This window comes from Streptomyces sp. NPDC051822, assembly GCF_044452745.1.
Taxonomy (GTDB): Bacteria; Actinomycetota; Actinomycetes; order Streptomycetales; family Streptomycetaceae; genus Streptomyces.
Window position 1 is genome coordinate 63,546 of sequence record NZ_JBITBZ010000009.1, and the last position, 25,809, is coordinate 89,354.

Below are 25,809 nucleotides of genomic sequence, written 5' to 3' on the forward strand. Positions count from 1 at the left end.
AGATCCTGTGATCAAGGAGGGGAGGCGTGCCTTAGATTCTTGTCAGTGGATCCTCAGATGCTCAGAAGCACGTTCGCGGTCGTCGAGAGACGGGCCGAACACGCCGTCGCCTTCTTCTATTCGCATCTTTTCTGGAACAACCCCGCCGTGCGCGAGCTGTTCCCCGAGGACATGCTTCCCCAGCGGGACCGTCTCTTCGCCGCGCTGACGCACGTGGTGACCCACCTGGAGTCCCCCGGGCTCGCCGCCTACCTGGGGCAGCTGGGCCGCGACCACCGCAAGTTCCTCGCCTCCCCCGCGCTCTACTCCGCCGTCGGGTCGAGCCTGCTCGCCGCCTTCGCGCACGCCGCCGGATCCGCCTGGACCCCGGAGGCCGAGAAGGCCTGGACGGAGGCGTACGGGCACGTCGCCGATCTGATGCTGGCGGGCGCCGCCGAGGCGGCCGGGGCCGGGGAGCCGGCCTGGTGGGACGCGGACGTCGTGCGGCACGAACGGTTCGGCGCGGACCTGGCCGTCCTCACCCTGCGGCCCCGTCAGCCCCTGCCGTACCTCCCCGGCCAGTACGTCAGCGTCAGTTCGCTGCGCGTGCCGCGCGTCTGGCGCACCTACTCCCTCGCGGACGCGCCCCGCCCCGACGGCACGGTGGAGCTGCACGTGAGCCGGATCCCGGGCGGCGCGATGAGCACGGCGCTCGTCGAGGAGACGGCTCCCGGCGAGATCCTGCGGCTGAGCGCGCCCGGCGGCGCCCTCACCGCGCGGACGGGGCCGGGCGGGCTCCGCACCTATATATGCGCGGGCACGGGCTGGGCCCCGGTGCGGGCGCTGCTGAGGCAGGCGGCGGAGGCCGAGCCGGATCTGAAGGGCCGGCTGTTCGTCGTGGCGCGCGCGAAGGAGTACCTGTACGGGCGGCGGGACGCGGAGCGGCTGAAGGAGCTGTTGCCCGGTCTCAGCGTCACCTACATCACCTCGGCGCCCGGTCACCGCAAGGACCAGGCGACGGAGCGGCTTCTGCAGTCGCTGCGGGCCTGCGTCCACTGGGCCGCGCACGACGTCTACCTCGCGGGGCCCCCGGCCTTCCTGACGGAGGTCGCGGAGGCGCTCGTGGACCTGGGCACGGACCCGGCGCGGATCCACCACGACACGCTGCCGCCGGTGGGCCGTTTCACGGTCCGTCCGAACTCCGCGGCCGAACACATCCTGGGCCCGCCGGCCCCGCTCTGGCACAACCCGTCCGCCCGCGTCCCGCGCGAGGCCTGATCCCTCAGGCGGACTTCACGCCCTCCGCGGCGCGGATCGCGTCCCGGTAGGTGCGGGCCGCCGCGCGCAGGGCCGCCTCCGGGTCGACGCCGGCCGCCTCCGCCCGTGCGGCGAGGCCGAGCAGTTCGTACCCGATGCCCTCGCCCTCCGGCAGCGGTACGTCGAGGCCGGCCGTCCGCACCCGGGCGGCGAGCTTCGCGGCGAGCGCGAGCCCCGGCTGTCCGAGCGGCACGCCGTCGGTCACGGACTCCCGCTGCTTCTCGACGGCCTTCGTCCGCAGCCAGTGGGCCTTGACCTCCTCCGGCGTCTCGGCGGTCGCGTCGCCGAAGACGTGGGGGTGCCGGTGGATCAGCTTCTCGACGATCGTGCCGGCGACGTCGTCCACGGAGAACGGCTCCTCCGGGTCCTCCTCGGCGATCCGGGCGTGGAAGACGACCTGGAGCAGGACGTCCCCGAGCTCCTCGCGGAGCTCCTCCCGGTCGCCCTCCTCGATCGCCTCGACGAGTTCGTACGCTTCCTCGATGCCGTACTTGGCGAGTCCCTTGTGCGTCTGCCGCGAGGACCAGGGGCACTCGCGCCGGATGCGGTCCATGATCTGCACGAGGTCGAGGAGCCGGGCGCCGGGCAGGTCGTACGAGCCGGGCAGCAGCTCCAGGTCGGGCATGGAGTGGCGGCCGGAGCCGGCGAGCCGGGCGAGGCCGTCGGTCAGCGCCCGGTCGCCCTCGCCGGAGGGCAGCAGCAGGACGGTCCGGCCTCCGGCGCAGGCCTCGACGAGTTCCTCGGCGGTGGGCCTGAGGTGCTCGACGGCGATCCCGGCGTCCCGCAGGTACGGCAGCTGGGGGTGGTGCTCGTCGGGGCAGAGCACCCGGTCCGCGGCGCCCAGCGCCTGCCAGGCGGGCCAGGACAGGAGTCCGGGTGCCACGCGGTGGCTGGCGGTGAGCAGGACGATGCGGCCGGGGCTCTCAGATGTCACCCCTCGAAACTACCTCGCCTCAGGCACCGGCCGGGACGGCGGCCGGGTCCTGGCTGATCTGGCGGAGCCAGGGCGCGGTGGTGGCGGAGAGCCGGACCTGGGCGTCGTCCCAGGCGCCGTAGCGCGGGTTCACGTCGATGGCGAGGGCCTTGGAGGCGGCGGAGAAGACGTCCGTCATCTTCTTCTGGCCGTCGGGGGTGTCCGTGACGCCGAGCTTGGCGGCGATCTTGTTCATGAGGACGTTGCGGCGGACGACGTCGTCGATCTGTCCCGGGGCCACGCCCTGCTCCTGGAGGAGGGCGGTGGCGAGCCGCTCCTCGCCGCCGCTCTCGCGGACGAAGGCGGTCCTGGTCTGCTGGAGTTCGGCGCGGGTGGCGGTGACGCCGTTGTCCGCGGCGACCTTGTCGACGACCCGGTCGAAGATCATGACGTTGAGCTTGCGCCGGGACAGGTCGCCGCTGGCCTGGACGAGCTGGGCGGCCTGCGGGGAGCGTTCCTGGGCGGTCCGTACGTCCTCCACCTGGGCCTGGAGGCTGGAGACGTCGATCCGTTCGCCGCCGACGACGGCTGCCGCTCCTGGGTGGGCGTCACTGCCGCAGGCGGTGAGCAGCGGGGCCGCGGCGAGGAGCGCGGCGGAGACGGTGAGCGCAGTGCGGCGGTGCAAAGGAGCCTCCCGGGCTGGTCGTGCGTCAGTTGAACGACCTTGCGGTGATCGATGTTAGGGAGTCGCCGGGGCCGGAGCCACTACTTCGGTGCGACTGTTTCCCACAACGACTCACCTGCATGCCGGGTGTCGGCCCGCATCACACCCGTCTCGGGTCCCTCGTGTGTCTCCTGCACCAGGTAATGGGGGCGTCGCTTGACCTCGTAGTAGATGCGGCCGACGTATTCGCCGATGAGTCCGACCATGACCATCTGGACGCCGGCGAGGGCGGTGACGGCGACGAGGAGGGTGACGTATCCGGGCGTGTCGACGCCGTTGACGAGGGCGTCGCCGACGATCCAGGCCGCGTAGCCGAGGGCGAGGAGGACGAGGAGGAACCCGAGGTGGACGGCGGCCCTGAGGGGCTTGTTGTTGAAGGAGAGCAGGCCGTCGAGGCCGTAGTTGAGGAGCTTGCCGAAGGTCCACTTGGAGCGGCCCTGCTCGCGGACGGCGTTCTCGTAGGAGAACGTCGTGGTGCGGAAGCCGACCCAGGAGAAGAGGCCCTTGGAGAAGCGGTTGTACTCGCCGAGTCCGAGGACGGCGTCGACGGTGCGACGGGAGAGCAGCCGGAAGTCGCCGACGCCGTCGACGAGCTCGACGTCGACGAGCCGGTTGATCGCCCGGTAGTAGAGGCGGGCGGTCAGGGTGCGGGTGACGCGGTCGCCCTCGCGGGTGCGGCGGGCGACGACCTGGTCGTAGCCCTCGGCGTGCAGGGCGACCATGCGGTGCACCAGCTCGGGCGGGTGCTGGAGGTCGGCGTCCATGATCACGACGGCGTCGCCGGCGGCGTCGCGGAGCCCGGCCAGCATCGCCGCCTCCTTGCCGAAGTTGCGGCTGAAGGAGACGTAGCGGACGTGGCGGGGGTCGCGCGCGGCGAGCTCCTGGAGGAGCGGGAGGGTCCCGTCCCGGCTTCCGTCGTCCACGTAGACGATCTCGTACGCGCCGTCGAGCTTGGCGAGTTCGAGGCTCACGTGGTCGTGGAAGCGGGCGAGGACGTCCTCCTCGTTGAAGCACGGGACGACGATCGAGAGCAGCACACGGACCACGACAACGGAGCGCGGTGACCCGGCCGGTCCGCGTGGATGGCCTTCAGGCGACCATTGAATGAACTGGGTTTCGGGGCCCGGGATTTCCCGGTCGGGCGCTGGCATATTCGAGCCGTCATGCCGAACACCGGACGCTCACCCCTCCTGGCCGCCCTCCTCGCCGTGGCCGCCGTCTGCGGCGGGGACGCCGTCGCCCGGGTCTTCCCCTTCGGGCCGCGCCACCGGGCGGTGAACGACCTCGCGAACCAGTTCGTGCCGTTCCACGCGCACCTGTGGGACCTGCTGCACGGCCGGGCGGACGGCGGTCTGCTGCTCGACTGGCGGGCGGGCTGGGGCACGAGCTTCCTCCCCGACTACGGCACCTATCTGTCGAGTCCCTTCGCCCCGCTGGTCGCGCTCCTCCCGCGGGGGGACATCGAGTACGCGGTGTACGGGGTGACCGTCCTGAAGACGGCGGTCGCGGCGGCGGCGATGACGTTCCTGCTGCGCCGCCTCGGCCCCGGGGCGTGGTGGTGGGCGGCGGTCCTGGGCGCGTCGTACGCGCTGTGCGGCTGGTCGCTCGCGGAGGGCACGTACAACCCGATGTGGCTGGACGGCCTGATCGCCTTCCCGCTGCTATGCCTGGTGGGCGAGTGGGTACGGGAGGGCCGCAGGCCGCTCCTCGGGCCGCTGGTGGTGGCGGTCTGCTGGACGGCCAACTTCTACACCGCGTACATGGCGACCCTCGGCGCCGCCCTCGTCCTCCTCGTCCGTCTCACGGTGACGGACGGCTTCCGGGTACGGACGCTGCTGCGGGCCGCCCTGACGGCCGGCGTCGGGATCGCCCTCTCGGCGCCCGTCCTCGTGCCCGTCTTCCTCGGCTCCCGACACGCCCACCCCGGCCTGGTGCGGGATTTCGACCCGGCGCCCCTCACCGACCTCCTGGCCCGGCTGCTCCCGGTGACGTACAGCTTCTCGACCCCGGCGGCCTACGTCTCCACGGCGGTCCTGCTGCTCACGGGCGCGCTGCTGTTCCGCCGGGACGTGCCGGGGCGTGAGCGGTGGCTGTGGCCCGGTCTGTGCGGGGCGGTCGTCGCCTCGATGCAGTGGGGCCCGACGCACCTGCTGTGGCATGCGTTCGCGACCCCGAACGGCAGCCCGTACCGGCAGACCTTCGTCCTCTCCGGGGTTCTCGTCATCGCCGCCTGGACGGGTCTCGGCCGCGGCGGGCCGGACCGCAGGGCGCTGCTCGGCGGGGCGGCGGTCGTCGTGGTCCTGGCGGCGGGGGCGCTGCCCAGCCCGTTCCTCACCGGCTGGGCGCTGCTCCTGGCGGGCGTGGGCCTGGTGGCGGTGGCGGGTGCGCTGCTGCTTCCTGGGCGGGGCCGGTACGGGGTGCTCGCCGCGCTCCTGGTCGTCGGGACCCTGCTCGGCCAGTCTGCGGCAACGACGGCGTACGCGGACCGGGAGCGGCTCGGCCGGCTCGACGACTATCCGCCGCTCGGCGCGGAGCAGGAGCGGCGGGCGGCGGCCCTCGCGGCGGCCGACGGCTGGCCCGCGTACCGCACGGACGCCGGTCTGCCCCGGTTCGCGGGCAACGATCCGCTGTTGTTCGGCGGCCAGGGCGCCGCGTACTACTCCAGCCACACCCCGGCGGTCCTCACGGAGACGCTGACCGCGCTCGGCGGCGGCTGGACCTCGCGGGGCCGGAACCTGCTGAGCCTGGACAACCCGGTGACGGACGCGCTGTTCGGGGTGGGGGCGCGGTGGCGGGACGGCGCGGTGGTGCGTACGGGGACGTATCTGCCGCTGGTGACGGTACGGCCGCCGGGTCCTGCGCCCGTCTACGGCCCGTCGCCCTTCCGCAACCAGGAACTCCTGCTCGGCGCGCGGGTGTACGGGGCTCCGCGCGCGGGCGCCTGCCCTGTCGGCACCGAGGTGTTCCTGTGGGCCCCCGACGCGACGGGCACGGCGCGCCTGGGCGACCGCGAGGCCCGGCTCCTCGGCGGGCAGCCGAAACGGCGGGCGGCGATGACGTCCCTCGGCGTCCAGCGGACCCCCGGTCTGAGGCCGGTCCTGCCGGGCCCCGGCGAAGTCGGCTGCCTGGACCACGACCGTCTGCGCGCGGCGGTCACGGCCCTGCGCGCGCGTGCGGCCGTCACGGTCCACGCCACCTCGGACGGGATACGGGCCGAGCTGCCGCCCGGCACGACGGGTACGGCGGTGGTGGCGGCCCCGGGGATCCCGGGCTGGCGCTGCGGGAACGCGCGGACCACGTCGTACGGCGGCCTGCTCGCGGCCGGCATCGGCCCCGGCACCGCGACGCTGGACTGCGCCTTCCGCCCGCCGGGCCTCGGGGCGGGCCTCGCGGCGGGCGCGGCGGGTCTCGTGCTTCTGGGCGTGTCCCTGCGGGTGGGGGCGCGGGGGCGGCGTGGGGAGCCGAGCGGCCGGCCATGAGCGGCCGGCCGCGCCGCCCTCGTCACGTACCGGGATCTGCGCCGGGACGCGCCCCCGGGGGAGCGCCGTTGGGGAACGCGCCGGGTGCGCGGGTTCGCCCTGGCCGGGCTCGGCGCCGCCGCCGCGCTGGCGGCCGCGTACCTGCTCGTCCTGCTGCCCGGCGGCCCGGCCGGTCCGGATCCGGCGCCCCCCGCTCGTACGCCGGGGGTGAGCGAGCCGACGGCACCGGCCCCACCCGCCACACCGCAGCCCTCGCGGACTCCGCACCCGGTCGCCCCGACCGTGGCCCCTCCCGGGTCCGGGCCGCGGGCAGAACCGGGGGCCGAACCAGGAGCCGAACCAGAGGCAGTGCCACGGTCGGTCGGTCACTGAGCGCACGGCGAAGGGCCGGAACCCCAGGCGGGTTCCGGCCCTTCCGGCGCTTCCGGCGCGCGGACGCGCGGACGCGCGGACGCGCGGACGCGCGGCGCGCGTTACTTCGCGGCGACCTCTTCGAGGCAGAGGACGAACTTGTCCGACTCCAGCTGCTGCGCGAGCGCCGACAGCTCCGTGCCGCACTTGTTCACGTCGAAGGTGTCCTCGACGACCTTGACGACCTTGAACGTGTCGGCCTTGCCGGCCGAGCAGTCCACGGTGTCGACCTTGGGGTCGTTGTCGGGGCCCGTCACGGTGACGCACTCGCCGGCCTTGGCGTGCACCGGGGCCTCGCCGGTGAGGTACGGGAGGCCGAACTTGACGGCGAGGGCGATCGCGATCGCGACGACGACTCCACCGACCTTCTTGAGGATGCTGCTGCCCTTCTTCGCGGGCGCGGCGGACTGGCCCTCGGGGGCGGCGGGCTGCTGCTCGGGGGTGAGGGGCGCGGACGGCGTCGTCATGTGGAGTTCCTTGTGAGCGCGGACATGATCAGACGCGAACGTTACATGCGCCAAAACAGGCAAAAAGGATCATGAAGATCCACTTCCGGATCAGTTGTCGAGTCGTGATGCTGGCGTCGCGTCAGCGTCACGGCCCCAACTGCCGCTGATGGTCGAGCACGCGCCGCAACTCCACCGGAAGCGGGTGATACGGGCCGTACGCCCGCTCGGCGTCGAACAGCAGCCGCTGCAGCTGCTCCTGGCCCGCCGCGTGCGCGCCCGTCGCCACCAGCAACAGCCCGATCCGCTGCCGGATGTCGAAGGCGCGGGCGAGATCCCGCTCGTAGTACGGCAGTACCGCGCGGAACTCCGTGAGCGCGGCGGCCGTCTCCCCGAGCTGCTCCAGGCACACGGCCGCGTCGTAACGGAACTGCACGGCCTGCGGGTCCGCGGGGCCCGCCTCCGCGTCGCGGTCCGCCGCCAGGCGGCGCAGCTCGGGCAGGGCCTGCCGGTACCGGCCGTCGTCCATCAGCGTCGACGCGTACTGCTTGCGCAGGATGCGGACGACCGGCGAACGCTCCCCGTGCTCGGCCGCGGCGGCGGGCAGGATGCCGCCGAGGATGTCCACGGCCCGGGTGAGCTGCCCCTCCCCCAGCAGCCGCTTGACCTCGTCGACGGCCGCGGCGATGTCGGGACGCGCGGGCGGCGGGACCGCCCTCGGGTCCGTGAGGACGACGGAGGGGAGACCCGTACGGGGGTCGGCGGGCGCGCCCGGGAAGGGGAACGGGCCGGATGTGTGGAGCGGGCCGTGGGTGTGGGGTGCGCCGTGGGCGTTGAGCGGCGCGGGGGCGTGGAGTGCGCCGGGTGCGCCGGGTGCGCTGGTGCGCGGGTCGGGCCCCGGGACCGCCGCCGGACCGGGCGCTGCCCCCGGCGGCCTGGCCGCCGGCGCCCGGTCGGGCCAGGGCGCGTGCGGGCGGAGGAACGGCCGGGTCGGGTCCATCGGCCCCGTCGGGACGCCGCGCGCGGGCAGCAGCGGCAGCAGGTGCTCGTACACCTCGTGCGCGCCGGACGGGCGCTCGCGCGGGTCCTTGGCGAGCAGCCGGAGGACCAGCGCCTCCAGGGCCTCGGGGACCTCGGGCCGCAGCTGCCGGAGCGGCGCGGGAGGCTCGTGCAGGTGGCGGTGGAGGACCCCGAGCGCGGTGGACCCGGCGAAAGGAACGTTGCCGCTGAGGAGTTCGTGGAGCAGGACCCCGAGCGCGTAGAGGTCGGTGGACGGGCCCACGGCGCCGCCCATGGCCTGCTCGGGCGCCATGTACGCAGGGCTGCCGATGGGGGAACCGGTCTGGGTGAGGCGGGTGGTGTCGGTGTCCAGGACGGAGGCGACGCCCAGGTCGAGGACGACGAGCGATCCGTCGGGGCGGACCATCACGTTCCGCGGCTTGAGGTCGCGGTGCACGATCGGGACGGCGTGCACGGCGGCGAGGACGGCGCAGAGCTGCGCGGCGACACAGACCGCCCACTCCCACGGGTACGGGTCGTGCTCGGCGAGGTGGTCGGCGAGGTCGGCGCCCTCCACGTACTGCATGACGAGATAGAGGTCGTCGCCCTCGCTGCCCGCGTCGTGGACGGTGACGAGACCGGGGTGGTCGACGCGCGCGGTCACGCGGCACTCGCGCACGAAACGGCGCCGCAGCTCCTCGGCGGCGGTCGCGGGACCCGTCATGGTGGCCGGCCGGAGCAGCTTCACCGCGACCCGGCGGTCCAGCCTGCCGTCGTACGCCGTCCAGACCTGGCCCATGCCGCCCTGCCCGATGACGGTGGCGAGCTCGTAGCGCCCGCCGATGACACGTCCGTTCACGCCCGGCCGTCGTCTTCGCCGCGGGTACGGAGGAGGTCGCTCAGCTCGTCGAGCTCGGCGCGCACCTGGTCGATGCGCGGTGCGGGGACGGGCGGGACCGGGGGCGGGGCGCAGATGTACGGGTTCGGGGCGCCGGGCGCGCTCGGCGCCGTGACGGCGGTGCCGTCGGCGCCGTACGCGTACCCCATCGGCCGGTACGGGGGCTGGGACGGCGGCTGGACGCGGAGGCGCTCGAAGTGGCGGATCTCCGCCACCAGGTAGTACGTGATCGAGCCCGCCGCCAGGAGCACGATCGTACCGATCCCGAGGAAGGCCTCCAGGTCGCTGCTCGTCTCCTCACCGGTGACCACGATGTACGTGAAGAGGCCCGCCGAGCCGAGGAGGGCGAGGCCGAACAGGACCCAGTCCCGCCGCTCGCGGGTGACGACCGCGAGCCGCAGCAGCGGCGCCCAGGCGAGGAAGCCGCAGCTGAGCAGCGACAGCGCGCAGAACAGCACGCGCAGGGCGACGAGTCCGCCGGAGGCGGGGCTCTTCGGCGGCGGGACATGCGGCGACTGCGGGGCCTGCGGAGGGCCGTACATCCTGCTGCTCCTGCTCGAACGGATCGGGTGCGGAGACGAGCGTATACACGTCCGCCGACAACGGCCGCAGGATGTGCGGAACCGTTGCCGGACGGATCCCGGGACCGGTCAGGAACCGCGGCTCAGGGCGCCACCGTGCCGTCGGCGAGACCGTCGTACAGCCCCTGGACCAGCTGGTCGCCGAGCCGGGACGTCTGGCGCAGCGCGTCCTCGAACGCGGCGAGGGCGCGGAACCGCTCCCCGAACCGGCGCTGTTCGGCAAGGGGCAGGCGCGGCAGCTGGAGGCGGCGCACGTCGAGGCGGGTCGCGGTGGAGGCGTAGCTGCTGGCCTGCCGGTTGTTGGCGGTGGCCCGCAGGAAGCCCGCCAGGAACCAGGGGTCGAGCGCCGCCGGGTCGGGGCGGAGGAGCTGGAGGTTGCGGCCGAGCGCGGCGCCCGCCGCCGTGGCGTCGACGACCCGGACGGCCGCGCCGCCGCCGAGGACCGGGACGACCACGTCACCGGAGGCCAGGAGGACCGGCTCCTCGGGCGGGCCGTCGGGCAGGGCGCCGGACGGCGGCTGCCCGGCCAGGACGTCGTGCTCCGTCAGCACGGCGACCGGGGCGTCGGCCGGGGTCGTGCCCCCGCCGCCGGCGCGGAGCACCAGGGCGCCGGCGCGCGCGAGTTCCCCGACGGTCGTCGTGAGCCGGCCGATGCCCTCGGCGCCCGTCGGGTCGGTCACGGGCGGCGGGGTCAGCTCCCGCGTACGGCGCAGGGTCTCCGTGAGGCGTTCGCGCACCCCCGCGAGCTGGGCCGCGCCCTCGGCCGCGGCCTGCGGCGGCAGATGACGGGCCGGGGCCAGGTCGACATCGTCGTCGAGGAGCTCGATGACGGGAACGGAACGGCTCGCGCCCGGCGCCCCGACGAGGGTTCCGTCCCGGTCGAAGAGCGTCCAGGCCTCCAGTACGGCGGTGTGGACGGCCGCCCAGTCGAGCCGGTCACGTCCCTGACCGTCCCTGCCCTGGCCGTCCCTGCCCTGGCCCGTGTGCTCGGACGCGGTGTCGACGAAGAGGAGTTCGGCGGGGGGACGCTCCCCGTGGACGGGCCTGCGCAGCACCCACAGGTGCAGCGGGACGCCGTACGGGGGCGCGGCACCGGCCGGCAGGGCGACGACCGCGCGCAGGGCGCCCCGGCGCAGCAGATCGGCCCGGATCCGGCGGCCCGAGCGGCGGGACGCGGCGGCCGGCGGCATCAGGAGGACGGCGGTCCCGCCGGGGCGGAGCCGGGCCAGGGCGTGCTGCACCCAGGCGAGTTCGGACTCTGTGCGCGCCGGGAAGCCGTACTCCCAGCGCGGGTCGTAGGCCAGCTCGTCGTGGCCCCAGTTGCGCTCGTTGAACGGCGGGTGGCAGAGGACGGCGTCGGCGGCGAGCGCCGGGAAGGCGTCGGCGCGCAGGCTGTCACCGGACCTGACCCGGATGTCGCCGTCCGAGGCGAGGGCCAGGCGCAGGGCCGTGAGCGCGGCCAGATCGGGGTCGGCGTCCTGTCCGCAGACGGCGCCGGGGCGCTCGACCGCGCTCAGCAGGCTTCCGGTGCCGCAGGCGGGGTCGAGGACGGTGAGGGGGGTGAGGGGGGCCGGGTCGTTCTCGGTGTCTCCCGGAGTCCCGGTCTCCGTGGGGGCCGTGGCTCCGGCGAGGGCCGCCATGAGGGCGGCCGGGCCGGGCGGGGTCAGGGTGTACTGGCGCGGGTTCGCGTCGAGGTGACGGCCGAGCAGGAACTCGAAGGTCTGCCGCGCCCCTGTCTCCGCCGCGAGTTCGGCGGCCCCCCTGAGCAGCGCGACGGAGCCCGAGAGCGCGGAGGAGGTGGGGGTGCGGACGGCCCGCTCCGGGCCGAGGCGCTCGGTGAGCGTCTCCTCAAGGGCGAGCGGCAGCAGGTCCACGAGCCGCCGGTCCGGCAGCTCGGCGAGCGAGGGCCAGGCCGCCGACCTGTCCCGTACGAGGAGGAGCGCGCAGCCCGCGTGCACGAGGGCGGTGACCGCGCCGGCCGGATGGCCCGCGATCTGCTGCCAGACGCGCTCGCGGAGCGGGACCTCGGCCAGCTTGCCCTGCTCGCGGAGCCACCGCTCGACGTCGGCGAGGGCGAAGGACGGGCTGGTCTCCGTGCCGCCCACGGGCTTGGGGAAGTCGGCGTGGCGGCGGCGCCAGTTGCTGACGGCGGCCCTGCCGACCCCGGCGAGCCGGGCGATCCCGGCGGCGGTCACCTCTGCGGCACCGGCGTCGGTCGCGTCCGCTGCCGCTCCGGCTGCCTCTTCTGAGCTCTCCGGCACTTGACCCATCTCCCCTGGCTCACCTCTGACGCGTCCTCGTGTGACTCCGATCTTACCGAGGAACACCCGCCGCACCACTTCACAGCGTGAGCCGATCCATTCTTCGTGAACCGTGTTGACTCGGTTCACAGGCTCTGGTCTGATTGACCCATCGCGCCAGACATCTTCTCTGTCCGGGAGGACACACTCATGTCGTACGACACCCAGGTACCGCCCGTCGCCCCGCACACGCTGCGCAACGGGCTCGGCACCGCGGCCCTGATCCTCGGCATCATCGGCACGCTCTCCGGCCTGATCCCGTTCCTCTTCTGGATGGCCGGCATCCTCGGCCTGATCGCCCTGATCCTGGGCCTCACCGGGAAGGGCCGCGTGAAGCGCGGCGAGGCGAACAACAAGGGTGTGGCGCTCACCGGCGCGATCCTCGGCCTCGTGTCCCTGGTCCTGTCGGTGGTCGGCGCTGTCATCACGTTCACGGCCGTCAGCAACGCGGTCGACGAGCTCGACAAGGGCATCAAGGACGCGGCCTCGAACGCCCCGTCGACCAAGGCGCCCTCGGGCTCCGCGTCCAAGCCCGCGCCCGCCGACAAGGACGCGGCCCTTGAGGACGGCGACACCCAGGTCTACGAGGACGACCTCGAGATCACGGTCTCCGACCCGAAGCCGTACACGCCGGGCGAGTTCGCGATCGGCCACACCAAGGGCAACAAGGCCTACCAGGTCACCGTGGTGATCGAGAACGCCGGCAAGGAGAAGTTCGACGCCACCTCCGTCCAGCTGAGCGCGCGGGCCGGTGCGAACAGCGTCACGGCCGAGGACATCCTCGACGACAAGATCGGCGCGGGCTTCGAAGGCACCGTCATGCCCGGCAAGAAGGCCACCGTCACCTACGCCTTCGACGCCCCGAAGGACGCCAAGAACCTGACCGTCGAGGTCAACCCGGGCTGGGAGTACGACGCCTCGCAGTGGGAGCTGAAGATCGGCTGACCCGGCCGGCCCGGCCGACCCCCGGCGGCCCCGCAGCGCCGCGCCACCGACACCGACACCGACACCGACACCGACACCACAGGACCGGGGCCCTACGGGGCCCCCTCCCCCGTACGACCCCCCTCGGAGAGACACCACCGTGCCCGCTCACCCCCGCACCCGCCCCGCCGCCGTCGCCGCCGTCGTCTGTGCCGCCCTCGCCCTCGGTGCCACGGCCTGCGGCCCGACCTCGGAGGACGCCAAGCCGACGCAGGCGACGAAGCCGGCGAAGCCCGCGGGGCCCTTCGGAGATCTGACGGGGTCGCAGATCGTCGACAAGGCCTTCGTGGCGACGAAGTCGGCGAAGTCCCTGACGGTCGACGTCGACCTGAAGACCGCCGACGACCCGACCAAGGCCTACCTCTCGCTCGACAGCCAGGGGCGTTGCGCGGGCACGCTGACCATGGGCGTCGACCGCACGACCGAGCTGATCAAGGCGGACGCCACGAACGTCTACCTGCGCTTCGACGAAGCCTTCCTGCGCGAGCAGGTCAAGGGCGAGAGCCAGGAGGTGCAGGACGCCACGGTCAAGGAGCTCAGGGGCCGCTGGGTGAAGACGCCCACCTCCGACCCGGACTCCGAGGACATGCTGGCGCTCTGCGATCTGGACGGGCTGCTCAGCGGGTTCGAGCAGGGCGCGAGCAGCATCGCGAAGGGCAAGGAGACGACCATCGACGGGCAGCCCGCGCTGGCCCTGACGGAGCCGGGCACGGGCGGCGAGACGAGCACGGTCTACGTGGCCACGAAGGGCACGCCGTACGTCCTGCGGATCGTCACGACGGGCGGCGAGGAGCCGGGGGCGCTCACCTTCTCGCAGTACGGGAAGCCGGTCGCGGCGAAGGTCCCGGCGGCCAAGGACGTCGTCGAAGTCGACGGCTGACCACCCAGTACGCGAGCGAGAGGGCCCCCACCAGGGACGGCCCTCTCGCTCGCGTGTGCGTCAGACGCGGTGCCGCACCCACACGTTGGGCTCGACGTAGACCGCGTAGCCCCGCGTGGCCTCGCAGTGGACGGGGACGAGCGCTCCCTCGACCTCGACGGGACCGTCGGTGTCGAAGGGGAGGCCGGTCCACTTGCGCCACTGCTCTACGGAGCCGGCGACCGTCATCGAGGCAGGGGCCACGGCCTCGATGACACCGCCCGCGCGCACGTGGACCCGGAGCCACGGGTCGTGCGGCAGCCCGTCGGCCTCGCGGGTGCGGAAGGCGTACTCGTGGATGGATGCCTCGGCCTCCAGGTGCTTGCCGTTGGGGCGGACCGGGGCGACGAGTTCGGAGAAGCCCCGCTCGGCCACGTTCGCCCGCATGGCGGCGAGCATCCGGTGCGAGAGGCCCTGGCCGAGGGCGCTCGTGTCGACCGTGATCTCGATGGCGCTGACGGTGTCGGCCTCGCGGCCGTGCTTCAGGTCGGAGAACGCCCAGAGCAGCACCTCGTCCCAGCCCCGGGCGGGCAGCTCGCGGCGGCCGTCCGTGTCGAGGCGGAAGGGGACGCTGAAGCCCCGGGCGACGACCTTGCCCTCGGCGTCGGTGGCGACGAGGACGTACTCCGGCAGCTGCCGGACGATCTGTCCGATGTTCGCCCAGCCCACCGGGTCGTACATCATGAACTCGGGCCAGAGGTCGCGCATGCCCCACATCGGCCCTTCCAGTTCGGGGCGCTCGGCAAGGGTCGATATGTTGATGTCCATACCCGCAGGGTAAAGATCGTTTACGGGGCACCCAACCGAATTTTCCCGAAGCGGGCCATCCCTACGGCAGTTTCTGCTGGGGGCAGGTGCCGAGGACCCGCTTCATCGCGTCCCGCTCGCCGCGCGTCACCCACACGCCGTACTTCTGCTTCACCGCGATCTGCCGGGCCACGTACGGGCAGCGGTAGGTCTTGTTCGGCGGCAGCCAGGTCGCCGCGTCGCCGTCGGACTTGCGGCGGTTCGTGGCCGAGTCGACGGCAAGCAGGTTGAGCGGGTCGTTGGCGAAGCGGCGCCGGGTGTCCGGGTCCCACTTCTGCGCGCCCTTCTGCCAGGCGTCGGAGAGCGCGACGACATGGTCGATGTCGACCTTGCTGCGGCCCCGGACGAAGGTGACGGAGGTGCCGGTGTACGGGTCGTCGACGAGGGTGCCGGATGCGACCTTGCAATGGCCGTCCGAGAAGCGGACGCGGTCCAGGTCGCGCTTGAGTATGTCGTCACGGGTGCCGCAGCCGTTGCCGTCGACGTCCGTCCAGGCGCGGCCGAACTTCTCCCGCTCGTAACCGGTCTTCGGCGCCCGGCCCTTGACGGTGAGCGCGTCCACGGCGGCGAGCGCCGTACCACGGGCGGTGGGCTTGCCGCCCGTACCGGAGCCGGAGCCCGAGCCCGGGGCACCGGCTTCCGTGGAGCAGGCGGTGGTCACGAGGGTGGCGGCGGCGAGCGCCGAGGCGGCCAGGGTCCTTCGATACGTCAGCACCCCGGAATCCTAGGCGGGGCGCCGTCGCGGCCCGGGTCTCACACCTTCCCGATGCCGAGGGTGTTCTCCGAGGGCAGCAGGCCGGAGCCGATCGCGGCCAGCCAGGGGCCGCCGAGCAGGTCGGCGAGGCGGGCGGTGTCGTCGGGGCCGAGGGCGGCCCAGGGGGCGGCGGCCAGCTCGTCGGTACGCCGCTCGACCTCGGCGCGCAGCGCGCGGCCGGCCTCCGTGGCCGCCCCTTCGGGGTCCACGAGTCCCCGGGCGCCCAGCCGTTCCCGCGCGGCGGTCCACTCGGCCGGGCTCCAGCCCCGGCCGGCGAAGACGGGCTCGGGGGCGGCGCCCACGGCCGCGAAGGAGACGAGCGCCTCGACCGGGTCGAGGGAGGCGGCGACGAGGGCGGCGACGTGCCCGTCGCCCCGGTGCTCGCGCAGGATCGTCGCGGCCTGCCAGAGGACCAGGTGCGGTGCCTCGGGCCAGGGCAGTCCGGCGTTGGCGGCGGCGAGCGGGCGCCCCACCGAACCGGGGGACACTGAGCCTGAGCCGGGGGCCACGGCCACATCGGCCCTCACCAGGCCGGACGTCACCGGACCAGAGGAGGCCACCGCCGCGTCGGCGGCGCGGCGGGCGAGCGCGGCGGCCCCGGCGAACTCGGGGCGGTCGACGAGGTCGCCGAGGAGCGCCCGGTAGGTGCGGTCGACGGCCCGGAGCCGGCCGGCGAGGACCTCGGCCGGTTCGGCGGTCTCCCAGGCGGCGGGGACGTACCGGGCGACCATGGCGGGGCTGAAGCTGTGGAAGGCGGCGGCGACCCGGTCGGGGCCGGCGGCGCCGAGGGGCGCGGCGCGCCAGGCGAAGTAGGCGGGCCAGCGTTCGGTGGTGTCGTAGCCGAGGGCGGCGGCCTCGCCGAAGGCCTCGGGGGAGTAGTAGAGCAGGGCGTGCAGGGGTTCGAGCAGGTGCCACATCTGACGTACGCGGCCGGTCTCCACAGCTTCCACGGCTTCCACAGCGTCCTCCTCGCGAACGGACCCACCCATCATCTTGTCACTGACTAGATAATGCGTGGACCCGCCGGAACTTGTCAATGACTAGATGCGGGATACGCTGCAGCCATGACGAGCCGGAACACCTACCACCACGGCGACCTGCGGCAGGCCGTCCTCGACGCCGCCCTCGACGTCATCGCCGCCGACGGCCCCGGGGCACTCAGCCTGCGCGACCTCGCGCGCCGCGCGGGCGTCTCGCACGCCGCACCCGCCCACCACTTCAAGGACCGCACCGGACTCCTCACAGCCCTCGCCGCCCAGGGGTACGGGCTCCTCGCCGAGACCCTGGCCGCCGCGTCCGACCTGCGCGAGCGCGGGGTGCGGTACGTGCGCTTCGCCGTGGAGCACCCCGCCCACTTCCAGGTCATGTTCCAGCCGGACCTGCTGCGCGCCGACGACCCGGACCTCCTGGCCGCCAAGGAACGCGCCTCGGCCGAACTCCGCGCGGGCGTCGCCGGCCTGACGGAGCTCCCCGACGCCCGTACGGCGGGCATCGCCGCCTGGTCCCTCGCCCACGGCTTCGCGACCCTGCTGCTCACCCACAACGTGCGGGACGCACTCGGTGACCGCGACCCGGAGGAGTACTTCCGCTCCCTCACCGGCCTGCTCTTCACCGGCCAACTCCCCCTGACGAACGAGGAATAGGAGGCACCCTCCGGCCATTGACGAAGGCATGTACACGTCGAACACCCTCCGTCGCACCGCCCTGGCCCTCGTCACCACCGCCGCCCTGGCGCTGGCACCTACCGCCCTCGCCGACACCGGCCACCACGGCCCCGACTGGCGGGGCGCCTGGGCCGCCTCACCGCAGTCGCCGACCGCGCCCTTCGGCGCCAACTGGTCACAGCAGGGCTTCGACAACCACACGGTCCGCCAGGTCGTCCGCGTCACCACCGGCGGCACCCGGGCCCGGATCGAGCTGACGAACCGTTACGGCACCAGCCCCCTGCGGATCACGGGGGCCACCGTCGCCCGCACGGCGGAAGGCGGCGCCGTGCGCACCGGCTCCGTACGCCACCTCCGCTTCGACGGTCGGCCGTCCGTCACGATCCCGGCCGGCGGCACCCTCCTCAGCGACTCCGCGTCCCTCCCCGTCGACGCCTTCGGATCCCTGACCGTCACCCTCTACCTGGCGGAGGAGACCGGCCCGGCGACCTTCCACCACTTCTCCTCGGCCACCAGCTACCGCGCCACCGGCGACCACCGCGCCGATCTCTCGGGCACGGCATTCGAGGAGACCAGCGCCTCCTGGTACTTCCTCTCCGGCGTCGAGGTCACCGGCGGCCGGGACACCGCGCGCCGCAACGGCGTCGTCACCTTCGGGGACTCCATCACCGACGGCGTGGGCTCCACACAGGACACCGACCACCGCTACCCCGACGAGCTCGCCGAACGCCTCGCCGCGGCCGGCCGCCCCCGCGCCGTCCTCAACCACGGCATCGCCGGCAACCAGGTCGTCAACGACACCACCTGGGCGGGCGAGAAGGCCCTGACCCGCTTCCGGCAGGACGTCCTCACCGAGCCCGGCGTGCGGACCGTCGTCATCCTGGAAGGCATCAACGACATCGGCGGCAGCACGGTGGACTTCCCCGCCGCCGCGACCCCCGACGTCCCCGTCGACCGGCTGATCGCGGGCCACCGCACCCTGATCCGCGAAGCCCACGCCAAGGGCCTCAAGGTCATCGGCGCGACCCTGACCCCGGTCAAGGGCTCCTCCTACAGCACTCCGGCCAACGAGGCCAAGCGGGACGCCTTCAACACCTGGGTCCGCACCTCGGGCGCGTACGACGCGATCGTCGACTTCGACCGCGCCGTCGCGGACCCGGCCGACCCGGACCGCATCCTTCCCGCGTACGACTCGGGCGACGGCCTCCACCCGAACGACGCGGGCTACACCGCGATGGCCGAGGCGCTGGACCTCGACGAGCTCTGAGCGGGAGGGGGTGCGTGGAAGAAGCCCCACGCACCCCCGAGCAGGACCTACGACCCGAGGATCGTCGTCAGGAACTCACCCGTCCACGCGAGGAGTTCGCGACCGACCACCGGCTTGCCGCCGATCTTGCCCGATGTCGGGCGCGGCACCAGGATCTGGTGGACCGCCGGCTTGATCACCGTGCGCGGGTAAAGGCGCTTCAGGCGCAGCTCCTGCGACTCGCGCAACTCCACGGGCGCGAAACGGATGTTGGGCCCCTGCAGGACGATCTCGCCGACCCCGCACGCACGCGCCAGCATCCGCAGGCCCGCCACCAGGAGCAGGTTCTCGACGGGCTCCGGCAGCTTGCCGTAGCGGTCGGTCAGCTCCTCGCGTACGGCCCTGATGTCCTCCTCCGAGTTCGCGGAGGCGATCGAACGGTAGGCCTGGAGCCGCAGCCGCTCCCCCGGCGCGTAGTCGTGCGGCATGTGGGCGTCGACCGGCAGCTCGATCTTCACCTCGAGAGGAGCCTCCTCCTCCGCGCCGCCCTCCATCTGCGTCCGGTAGTCCGCGACCGCCTCGCCGACCATCCGTACGTACAGGTCGAAGCCGACGCCCGCGATGTGGCCGGACTGCTCGCCGCCGAGCAGGTTGCCCGCGCCCCGGATCTCCAGGTCCTTCATCGCCACGTACATGCCGGCGCCCATCTCGGTGTGCTGGGCGATCGTCGCGAGCCGCTCGTGCGCGGTCTCCGTCAGCGGCTTCTCCGGCGGGTAGAGGAAGTAGGCGTAGCCCCTCTCCCGTCCTCGTCCGACCCGGCCGCGCAGCTGGTGGAGCTGCGAGAGGCCGAAGTTGTCGCCGCGCTCCACGATCAGGGTGTTGGCGTTGGAGATGTCGATGCCGGACTCGACGATCGTCGTCGAGACGAGCACGTCGAACTTCTTCTCCCAGAAGTCGACGACCACCTGCTCCAGGGCGCTCTCGCCCATCTGGCCGTGGGCCGTCGCGATCCGCGCCTCGGGCACGATCTCGCGCAGCCGCGCCGCCGCCCGGTCGATCGAGTCGACCCGGTTGTGGATGTAGAAGACCTGGCCCTCGCGCAGGAGTTCACGCCGGACGGCGGCGCCGATCTGCTTCTCCTCGTACGGCCCGACGAAGGTGAGGACCGGGTGCCGCTCCTCCGGCGGAGTGGTGATCGTCGACATCTCGCGGATGCCCGTCACCGCCATCTCCAGAGTTCGCGGGATCGGGGTGGCCGACATGGTCAGCACGTCGACGTTGGCCCGGAGCTTCTTCAGCTGCTCCTTGTGCTCGACGCCGAACCGCTGCTCCTCGTCGACGATGACGAGGCCGAGGTCCTTGAACTTCGTCTCGGAGGAGAAGAGGCGGTGGGTGCCGATGACGATGTCGACCGAGCCCTCCCGCAGCCCCTCCAGGGTCGCCTTGGACTCGGTGTCCGACTGGAAGCGGGACAGCGCCCGCACCTTCACGGGGAACTGCGAGTACCGCTCGCTGAAGGTGCCGAAGTGCTGCTGCACGAGCAGCGTCGTGGGGACGAGCACCGCGACCTGCTTGCCGTCCTGGACGGCCTTGAAGGCCGCCCGCACGGCGATCTCCGTCTTGCCGTAGCCGACGTCGCCGCAGATCAGCCGGTCCATCGGGACCGTCTTCTCCATGTCCTCCTTCACCTCGGCGATGGTGGACAGCTGGTCGGGGGTCTCCGCGTACGGGAAGGCGTCCTCCAGCTCGCGCTGCCAGGGGGTGTCCGGGCCGAAGGCGTGACCGGGTGCCGCCATCCGCGCCGAGTAGAGCTTGATCAGGTCGGCGGCGATCTCCTTGACGGCCTTCTTCGCGCGCGCCTTCGTCTTCGTCCAGTCCGCGCCGCCGAGCCGGTGCAGGGTCGGCGCCTCGCCGCCCACGTACTTGGTGACCTGCTCCAGCTGGTCGGTCGGGATGTACAGCCGGTCACCGGGCTGGCCGCGCTTCGCGGGGGCGTACTCGACGAGGAGGTACTCGCGGGTCGCGCCCTGCACGGTCCGCTGGACCATCTCCACGTACCTGCCGACACCGTGCTGCTCGTGCACGATGTAGTCGCCGACCTCCAGGGTCAGCGGGTCGATCGTCTTCCGGCGCTTGGCCGGCATCCGCTGGCCGTCCTTGCCGGCCGCCTTCTGGCCGGACAGGTCGGTCTCGGTGAGCACGGCGAGCCTCAGCGCCGGGTCGACGAAGCCGTAGTCGATGGAACCGGTCGACACGTGCACGACGGACGGCGAGATCTCCGCCAGGTCCGCGTCGAGGCGGGCGGCGATGCCCTCGCCACCGAGGACCTCGACCGTACGGGTCGCGGGCCCGTGGGCCTCCGTCACGTACACCGTGCGCCAGCCGTCGGCCAGCCAGCCCTTGGTGTCCGCGAGCGCGCGGGCGGTGTCGCCCCGGTACGACTCGGGGGCGCGCATGCCGAGGGTGAGGGTGTCCCCGTCGCCCGGCACGGACTCGTCGGCCGCGAACGGCGACACCGACCACCACGCCATGCCGAGCTCGCGCGCCCGGTCCCGTACGTCCGCGATCCCCCACAGGGAGGCCGCGCCGACGTCGATCGGGGCCTCGCCGCCGCCGGCGGTAGCCGCCCACGAGGCCTGCAGGAACTCCTGGCTCGTGGCGACGAGGTCGGCGGCCCGGGTCCGCACCCGCTCCGGGTCGCAGACGACGGCCATGGAGCCCTTGGGGAGTACGTCGAGCAGCAGCTCCATGTCGTCGACGAGGACCGGCGCGAGGGACTCCATGCCCTCGACGGCGATGCCCTCGGCGATCTTGTTGAGCAGCTCGCCCAGCTCCGGGTGCTCCTCGGCGAGCGCCGCCGCCCGCTGCCGCACGTCCTCGGTGAGGAGCAGCTCACGGCAGGGCGGCGCCCACAGGCCGTGCTCGGCGACTTCGAGGGACCGCTGGTCGGCGACCTTGAAGTAGCGGATCTCCTCGACGTCGTCGCCCCAGAACTCGATCCGGAGGGGGTGCTCCTCGGTCGGCGGGAAGACGTCCAGGATGCCGCCGCGCACGGCGAACTCGCCGCGCTTCTCGACGAGCTCGACGCGGGAGTACGCGGCGGCGGCGAGCCCCTCGACGATGCCGTTGAGATCGGCGGTCTGCCCACTGCGCAGGCTCACAGGCTCAAGGTCTCCGAGCCCCTTGACCTGCGGCTGGAGCACGGACCGGATCGGCGCGACGACCACGTTGACGGGTCCGGCGGCCGGGTCGTCGTCCCGGGGATGGGCCAGTCGGCGCAGCACGGCGAGGCGTCGGCCGACGGTGTCGGAGCGGGGTGAGAGCCGCTCGTGCGGCAGTGTCTCCCAGGAGGGGTACTCGACGACCCGGTCCGGGTCGAGCAGTGAGCGCAGCGCGGCGGCGAGGTCCTCGGCCTCCCGCCCGGTCGCGGTCACCGCGAGCACCGGCCGCCCCGAGTCCCGGGCTAGCGCGGCGACGGCGAAGGGCCGCGCGGCCGCGGGCCCGACCAGGTCGACGTGGGGCCGGTTCCCGTCGGCGGCGGCCTTCACCGCCTCGGCGAGGGCGGCGTCCTTGACGACGACGTCGAGCAGACCGTGCAGACTCATGGACTTCCATCCCGGGTTCGGACTACGGGGGCGGACAACGCGAACAGCCCGACACGTGTCACGGGCCGGGGTGGTCCCGGACGCGTACGGCCCGGTCCGCCCCAGCCTACGACGACCCACGGACACCCGCTTCCGAAACACGGTCCACCTGCCCGCCCCCGGCCCACGACCCCGGCCACCCGGGGGATACGGCCCCCGACGGGGCCGCCCGGAAACGGGTCGGGTGCCGGCCCCTGGCAGGGGGCCGGCACCCGGGTCGCATCGCGGCCGCGGCTACTCGCTTGCGATCGCGTTCAGTACGTTCATCCGGCCCGCCCGGAACGCCGGGACCAGCGCCGCGAACAGGCCCACGAACGCCGACCCGACGAAGACCGTCAGGATCGTCGGCCACGGGATCTCCAGGACGCCGAGGCCCTCCAGGGCCAGGAGCTTCTGGGCGGCCGTGCCCCAGCCCATGCCCAGGCCGAGGCCGAGCAGGGCGCCGAAGAGGGCGATGACCACGGACTCCAGGCGGATCATGCGGCGCAGCTGACGGCGGGAGAGGCCGATGGCCCGCATGAGGCCGATCTCGCGGGTGCGCTCGACGACCGAGAGGGCCAGGGTGTTCACGACACCGAGGATGGCGACGACGATCGCGAGGGCGAGGAGCCCGTACACGATGTTGAGCAGCTGGCCGACCTGGTTCTTCAGCTCTTCCTTGTAGTCGGCCTGGTTGCTCACCTTGTACTGCGGGTAGGGCGCGAGCGCGTCCTTGAGGGCCTGGTAGGCCTGGGTCTCCTGGCCGTCCTTCGCGCTGGCGAGGAGGAGCAGGCTCTGCGGGACGCGGTCGGCGGGGACGTACTCGGCGAGGGTGGTGATGTTGACGTACATCGCCCCGTTGTCGACGTTGCCGGTGTCGGCGGTGATCGCGGCGACCTTGAGCTTCGCCTTCTCGCCGCCCTTGAAGGCGAGGGTCAGCACGTCGCCGACCTTCACGCCGTGCTCCGACGCGTAGTCGCTGCCGACGGACATCGCGCCGGGACCGTACGCCTCGGTGAGGGTGCCGGCGGTGACCTCGCGGCGCAGGTCCTTCACGTACGTCGGCTCGGTGGCGGCCAGGTCGGCCGTCGTGGTCTTTCCGCGGGGGTCGGTGACGGTGGCGTCGACCCATTTGTACTCGGTGACGTGGTCGAGGCCGGGCGCCTTCTCCAGGGCGGCCTGGGCCTGCGGCACGATCGGCTGCCCGGTGCCGGACTGCACGATGAAGTCGGCGCCGACGGACTTGTCGAGTTCGTCGGTGGCCGAGGCGACCATCGAGGAGCCGACGACCGAGAGGCTGGCGACGAGTGCGAGGCCGATCATGAGGGCGGCGCCGGTGGCGCCGGTGCGGCGCGGGTTGCGGAGCGCGTTGCGCTCGGCCATCCGGCCGACGGGGCCGAAGACCCGCAGGACGACGGCGCCGAGGGCGCGGACGATGCCGCCCGCGAGGATCGGGCCGATGACGACGAAGCCGAGGAGGGTGAGGACGACGCCGACGCCGAGCCAGAGGGAGCCGGGGCCTGCTTCGTCGGCGCGGGCCGCCGTCACGAGGGCGGCCGCTCCGGCGGCGGTGAGGCCGAGGCCGATCGCGCCCCGTACCCGGCCGGCCTTGCCGTCGGCGGGGGTGCCCGCGTCGCGGAGGGCGGCCATCGGGGAGATCTTCCCGGCGCGGCGGGCCGGGACGTAGGCGGCGAGGACGGTGACGACGACGCCGAGGGCGAGGCCGACGACGGGGGTCGTCCACTTCACGGTGAGGTCGCGGGTGGACAGTTCCATGCCCATGGAGGACATGAGTTCCATGAGCCCGACGGCGAGGCCGACGCCGGCCGCGACTCCGGCGACGGAGCCGACGACGCCGAGGAGTACGGCCTCGACGAGGACGGAACGGTTGACCTGCTTGCGGCTGGAGCCGATGGCCCGCATGAGGCCGATCTCGCGGGTCCGCTGGGCGACCAGCATGGAGAAGGTGTTGACGATGAGGAAGATGCCGACGAGGAAGGCGAGTCCGGCGAAGCCGAGCATCGCGTACTTCATGACGTCGAGGAAGCCGGCGACGTCCTCGCGGCCCGCGTCGGCGGCCTCGGCGGCGGTCTGGAGCTTGTAGTCGCCGCCGATCGAGGCGGCGATGTTCCTCTTGAGGGCGTCGTCCGGGACACCGGGCTTCGCCTCGGCGAGGACCTGCGTGAACAGGCCTTCCTTGCCGAGGAGTTCACGCTGCGCGGTGGCGGTCTCGAAGTAGACGACAGTGGCGCCGGGGTTGGTGACCTTGAACTCGACGATGCCGGAGATCTTCGCGGTGAAGTCACCGGCGACGGAGATCGTCCGCAGCTCGTCGCCGAGCTTCAGGCCGTGCTTGTCGGCGGTGGCGCCGTCGACGACGACGTCGGTGGGGCCGCGCGGCTCGTGGCCGGAGACGAGCTCCACCGAGCGGAGGTCCTCGGGGCTCCAGTTGCCGGCGATCGTCGGGGCGCCGCCGGTGGGCCCGACGTTCTTGTTCTCGGCGTCGACGACCGTGACGCTGAGGGAGGTGACGTCGCCGTCGGCGGCCTGGACGCCCTCGGCCTTCCGCACCTGCTCGACGAGCGAGGCGGGGAGCGCTTCGGGGCGGCCGGTCTGCGGGGCCTCGTCGCCCACCGAGCCGTTCTTCGGGCTGACGGTGACGTCGGAGGCGGTGACGGCGAAGAGCTTGTCGAAGGTCGTGTTCATCGTGTCCGTGAACACGAGGGTCCCGGAGACGAAGGCGACGGAGAGGAGCACGGCGACGGCGGAGAGCGCCATCCGGCCCTTGTGGGCGAGGAAGTTGCGCAGGGAGGTCTTCAGGACGCTCATGACGTCCGCCCGCGCGCGTCGAAGTCCTTCATGCGGTCGAGGACGGCGTCGGCGGTGGGCCGCTCCATCTCGTCGACGATCCGCCCGTCGGCGAGGTAGAGGACCCGGTCCGCGTAGGAGGCGGCGACCGGGTCGTGGGTGACCATGACGATCGTCTGGCCCAGTTCGTCGACGGAGGTGCGGAGGAAGCCGAGGACCTCGGCGCCGGCCCGGGAGTCGAGGTTGCCGGTGGGCTCGTCACCGAAGATGATCTCGGGCCGGGCGGCGAGCGCGCGGGCAACGGCGACGCGCTGCTGCTGACCGCCGGAGAGCTGGTTCGGCCGGTGCTTGAGGCGGTCGGAGAGGCCGACGGTGTCGACGACCCGGCGCAGCCATTCGGCGTCCGGCTTGCGCCCCGCGATGTCCATGGGGAGCGTGATGTTCTCGATGGCGTTCAGGGTGGGCAGCAGGTTGAACGCCTGGAAGATGAAGCCGATCCGGTCCCGGCGGAGCTGCGTGAGCTTCTTGTCCTTGAGCCGGGTGATCTCGGTGTCGTCGAGGAAGATCTCACCGCTCGTGACGGTGTCGAGCCCGGCGAGGCAGTGCATCAGGGTCGACTTGCCGGACCCCGAGGGGCCCATGATCGCGGTGAACTGTCCACGGGCGATGTCGACGTCGACGGAGTCGAGCGCGACGACCCGGGTCTCCCCGGAGCCGTACGCCTTGACGACCTGACGGGCCCGCGCGACGACGGCCGTCCGCCCTCCGGTGCCCCCGTGCTTGGGGGTGGTCACAGCCGTGGTCACGGTCTTCTCCTAGGGGTGGAGTGGAGCGTTGGGTGGGTTTGTAAGTTCAAGTTAAGAAGCCGGAGCGCCCCTTCTCGTCCTCCGCCGGGACGAACGGCCCCTGGGCCGTATGGGGGAGAAGCCCCTAGGGGTTCCTCCACCCCCGGTCCGA

Annotated in this window: 19 protein-coding genes; 6 read left to right on the forward strand and 13 right to left on the reverse strand. The window is 73.1% G+C overall.

From position 1 onward, the window contains the following. Positions 1–57 precede the first annotated feature (57 nt). A complete protein-coding gene (locus ACIA8N_RS25435) occupies positions 58–1,257 on the forward strand; it encodes a globin domain-containing protein (RefSeq protein WP_365778649.1) in 1,200 nt (399 codons plus the stop codon). Positions 1,258–1,261: 4 nt separating this feature from the next. On the opposite strand, the gene ACIA8N_RS25440 is transcribed toward ACIA8N_RS25435, so the two are convergent. The 3 genes from ACIA8N_RS25440 to ACIA8N_RS25450 form a co-directional block, all read right to left on the reverse strand. Continuing rightward, the gene (locus ACIA8N_RS25440) at positions 1,262–2,230 is read right to left on the reverse strand and encodes a nucleoside triphosphate pyrophosphohydrolase (RefSeq protein WP_365778647.1); all 969 of its coding nucleotides are present in this window, start codon (positions 2,228–2,230) and stop codon (positions 1,262–1,264) included. 19 nt (positions 2,231–2,249) lie between these two features. Next, positions 2,250–2,894, reverse strand: coding sequence for a SurA N-terminal domain-containing protein (locus ACIA8N_RS25445; protein ID WP_365778645.1), 645 nt, complete (start codon positions 2,892–2,894; stop codon positions 2,250–2,252). A gap of 80 nt (positions 2,895–2,974) precedes the next feature. Further along, on the reverse strand, positions 2,975–3,970 hold the full coding sequence (locus tag ACIA8N_RS25450; RefSeq protein ID WP_365778643.1) for a glycosyltransferase family 2 protein: 996 nt from the start codon (positions 3,968–3,970) through the stop codon (positions 2,975–2,977). 126 nt (positions 3,971–4,096) lie between these two features. Here ACIA8N_RS25450 and ACIA8N_RS25455 point away from each other — a divergent pair, with 126 nt between their 5' ends. Continuing rightward, on the forward strand, positions 4,097–6,412 hold the full coding sequence (locus ACIA8N_RS25455; protein ID WP_365778641.1) for a YfhO family protein: 2,316 nt from the start codon (positions 4,097–4,099) through the stop codon (positions 6,410–6,412). Positions 6,413–6,885: 473 nt separating this feature from the next. Here ACIA8N_RS25455 and ACIA8N_RS25460 read toward each other — a convergent pair whose 3' ends face one another. From ACIA8N_RS25460 to ACIA8N_RS25475, 4 genes are all read right to left on the reverse strand, one after another. Then, positions 6,886–7,290 (reverse strand): hypothetical protein, encoded by a 405-nt coding sequence (locus ACIA8N_RS25460; RefSeq protein ID WP_365778639.1) that lies wholly within the window; start codon positions 7,288–7,290, stop codon positions 6,886–6,888. A 127-nt stretch (positions 7,291–7,417) separates the two neighbouring features. Then, positions 7,418–9,127, reverse strand: coding sequence for a serine/threonine-protein kinase (locus ACIA8N_RS25465; protein WP_365778637.1), 1,710 nt, complete (start codon positions 9,125–9,127; stop codon positions 7,418–7,420). Beyond that, on the reverse strand, positions 9,124–9,708 hold the full coding sequence (locus ACIA8N_RS25470) for a hypothetical protein (RefSeq protein ID WP_365778635.1): 585 nt from the start codon (positions 9,706–9,708) through the stop codon (positions 9,124–9,126). The genes ACIA8N_RS25465 and ACIA8N_RS25470 overlap by 4 nt, the downstream gene beginning before the upstream one ends. 122 nt (positions 9,709–9,830) lie before the next feature. Next, positions 9,831–11,942: an N-6 DNA methylase gene (locus ACIA8N_RS25475; protein WP_365778783.1), complete on the reverse strand. Its 2,112-nt coding sequence runs from the start codon at positions 11,940–11,942 to the stop codon at positions 9,831–9,833. Positions 11,943–12,197: 255 nt separating this feature from the next. On the opposite strand from ACIA8N_RS25475, the gene ACIA8N_RS25480 reads away from it, so the two are divergent. Together ACIA8N_RS25480 and ACIA8N_RS25485 are read left to right on the forward strand one after the other, a co-directional pair. Next, positions 12,198–12,992 carry a DUF4190 domain-containing protein gene (locus ACIA8N_RS25480; protein WP_365778633.1) on the forward strand — a complete coding sequence of 265 codons (795 nt, stop codon included), beginning with the start codon at positions 12,198–12,200 and terminating at the stop codon, positions 12,990–12,992. 139 nt (positions 12,993–13,131) lie between these two features. Then, on the forward strand, positions 13,132–13,911 hold the full coding sequence (locus ACIA8N_RS25485; protein ID WP_365778631.1) for a hypothetical protein: 780 nt from the start codon (positions 13,132–13,134) through the stop codon (positions 13,909–13,911). 60 nt (positions 13,912–13,971) lie between these two features. On the opposite strand, the gene ACIA8N_RS25490 is transcribed toward ACIA8N_RS25485, so the two are convergent. From ACIA8N_RS25490 to ACIA8N_RS25500, 3 genes are all read right to left on the reverse strand, one after another. Next, complete coding sequence (locus ACIA8N_RS25490) at positions 13,972–14,718, reverse strand: N-acetyltransferase (protein ID WP_365778629.1); 747 nt, start codon at positions 14,716–14,718, stop codon at positions 13,972–13,974. Between the two features lie 61 nt (positions 14,719–14,779). Continuing rightward, positions 14,780–15,472: an HNH endonuclease family protein gene (locus ACIA8N_RS25495; protein ID WP_365778627.1), complete on the reverse strand. Its 693-nt coding sequence runs from the start codon at positions 15,470–15,472 to the stop codon at positions 14,780–14,782. 38 nt (positions 15,473–15,510) lie between these two features. Further along, a complete protein-coding gene (locus ACIA8N_RS25500) occupies positions 15,511–16,500 on the reverse strand; it encodes a hypothetical protein (protein WP_399416793.1) in 990 nt (329 codons plus the stop codon). Positions 16,501–16,575: 75 nt separating this feature from the next. Between ACIA8N_RS25500 and ACIA8N_RS25505 the strand changes: the two genes are divergently transcribed. Both ACIA8N_RS25505 and ACIA8N_RS25510 read left to right on the forward strand, forming a co-directional pair. Further along, positions 16,576–17,154 (forward strand): TetR/AcrR family transcriptional regulator, encoded by a 579-nt coding sequence (locus tag ACIA8N_RS25505; RefSeq protein WP_365778625.1) that lies wholly within the window; start codon positions 16,576–16,578, stop codon positions 17,152–17,154. Positions 17,155–17,182: 28 nt separating this feature from the next. Continuing rightward, complete coding sequence (locus tag ACIA8N_RS25510) at positions 17,183–18,442, forward strand: SGNH/GDSL hydrolase family protein (RefSeq protein WP_365778623.1); 1,260 nt, start codon at positions 17,183–17,185, stop codon at positions 18,440–18,442. A 47-nt stretch (positions 18,443–18,489) separates the two neighbouring features. Here the strand turns inward: ACIA8N_RS25510 and mfd are convergent, their stop codons facing one another. The 3 genes from mfd to ACIA8N_RS25525 all read right to left on the reverse strand — a co-directional run bounded on the left by mfd (position 18,490) and on the right by ACIA8N_RS25525 (position 25,658). Then, positions 18,490–22,026 (reverse strand): transcription-repair coupling factor, encoded by a 3,537-nt coding sequence (mfd, locus tag ACIA8N_RS25515; RefSeq protein ID WP_365778621.1) that lies wholly within the window; start codon positions 22,024–22,026, stop codon positions 18,490–18,492. Between the two features lie 273 nt (positions 22,027–22,299). Then, a complete protein-coding gene (locus tag ACIA8N_RS25520; RefSeq protein ID WP_365778619.1) occupies positions 22,300–24,873 on the reverse strand; it encodes an FtsX-like permease family protein in 2,574 nt (857 codons plus the stop codon). After that, positions 24,870–25,658 (reverse strand): ABC transporter ATP-binding protein, encoded by a 789-nt coding sequence (locus ACIA8N_RS25525; protein WP_365778617.1) that lies wholly within the window; start codon positions 25,656–25,658, stop codon positions 24,870–24,872. Before ACIA8N_RS25525 ends, ACIA8N_RS25520 begins: the two co-directional genes overlap by 4 nt. Positions 25,659–25,809 lie beyond the last annotated feature (151 nt).

Bases quoted from the DNA above. Each gene is read 5' to 3' on its own strand.
- ACIA8N_RS25490 (WP_365778629.1), bottom strand. From the start codon at position 14,718: ATGGACATCAACATATCGACCCTTGCCGAGCGCCCCGAACTGGAAGGG.
- ACIA8N_RS25520 (WP_365778619.1), bottom strand. From the start codon at position 24,873: ATGAGCGTCCTGAAGACCTCCCTGCGCAACTTCCTCGCCCACAAGGGC.
- ACIA8N_RS25500 (WP_399416793.1), bottom strand. From the start codon at position 16,500: ATGGGTGGGTCCGTTCGCGAGGAGGACGCTGTGGAAGCCGTGGAAGCT.
- ACIA8N_RS25455 (WP_365778641.1), top strand. From the start codon at position 4,097: ATGCCGAACACCGGACGCTCACCCCTCCTGGCCGCCCTCCTCGCCGTG.
- ACIA8N_RS25480 (WP_365778633.1), top strand. From the start codon at position 12,198: ATGTCGTACGACACCCAGGTACCGCCCGTCGCCCCGCACACGCTGCGC.
- ACIA8N_RS25460 (WP_365778639.1), bottom strand. From the start codon at position 7,290: ATGACGACGCCGTCCGCGCCCCTCACCCCCGAGCAGCAGCCCGCCGCC.
- mfd (WP_365778621.1), bottom strand. From the start codon at position 22,026: ATGAGTCTGCACGGTCTGCTCGACGTCGTCGTCAAGGACGCCGCCCTC.
- ACIA8N_RS25435 (WP_365778649.1), top strand. From the start codon at position 58: ATGCTCAGAAGCACGTTCGCGGTCGTCGAGAGACGGGCCGAACACGCC.
- ACIA8N_RS25505 (WP_365778625.1), top strand. From the start codon at position 16,576: ATGACGAGCCGGAACACCTACCACCACGGCGACCTGCGGCAGGCCGTC.
- ACIA8N_RS25470 (WP_365778635.1), bottom strand. From the start codon at position 9,708: ATGTACGGCCCTCCGCAGGCCCCGCAGTCGCCGCATGTCCCGCCGCCG.
- ACIA8N_RS25510 (WP_365778623.1), top strand. From the start codon at position 17,183: ATGTACACGTCGAACACCCTCCGTCGCACCGCCCTGGCCCTCGTCACC.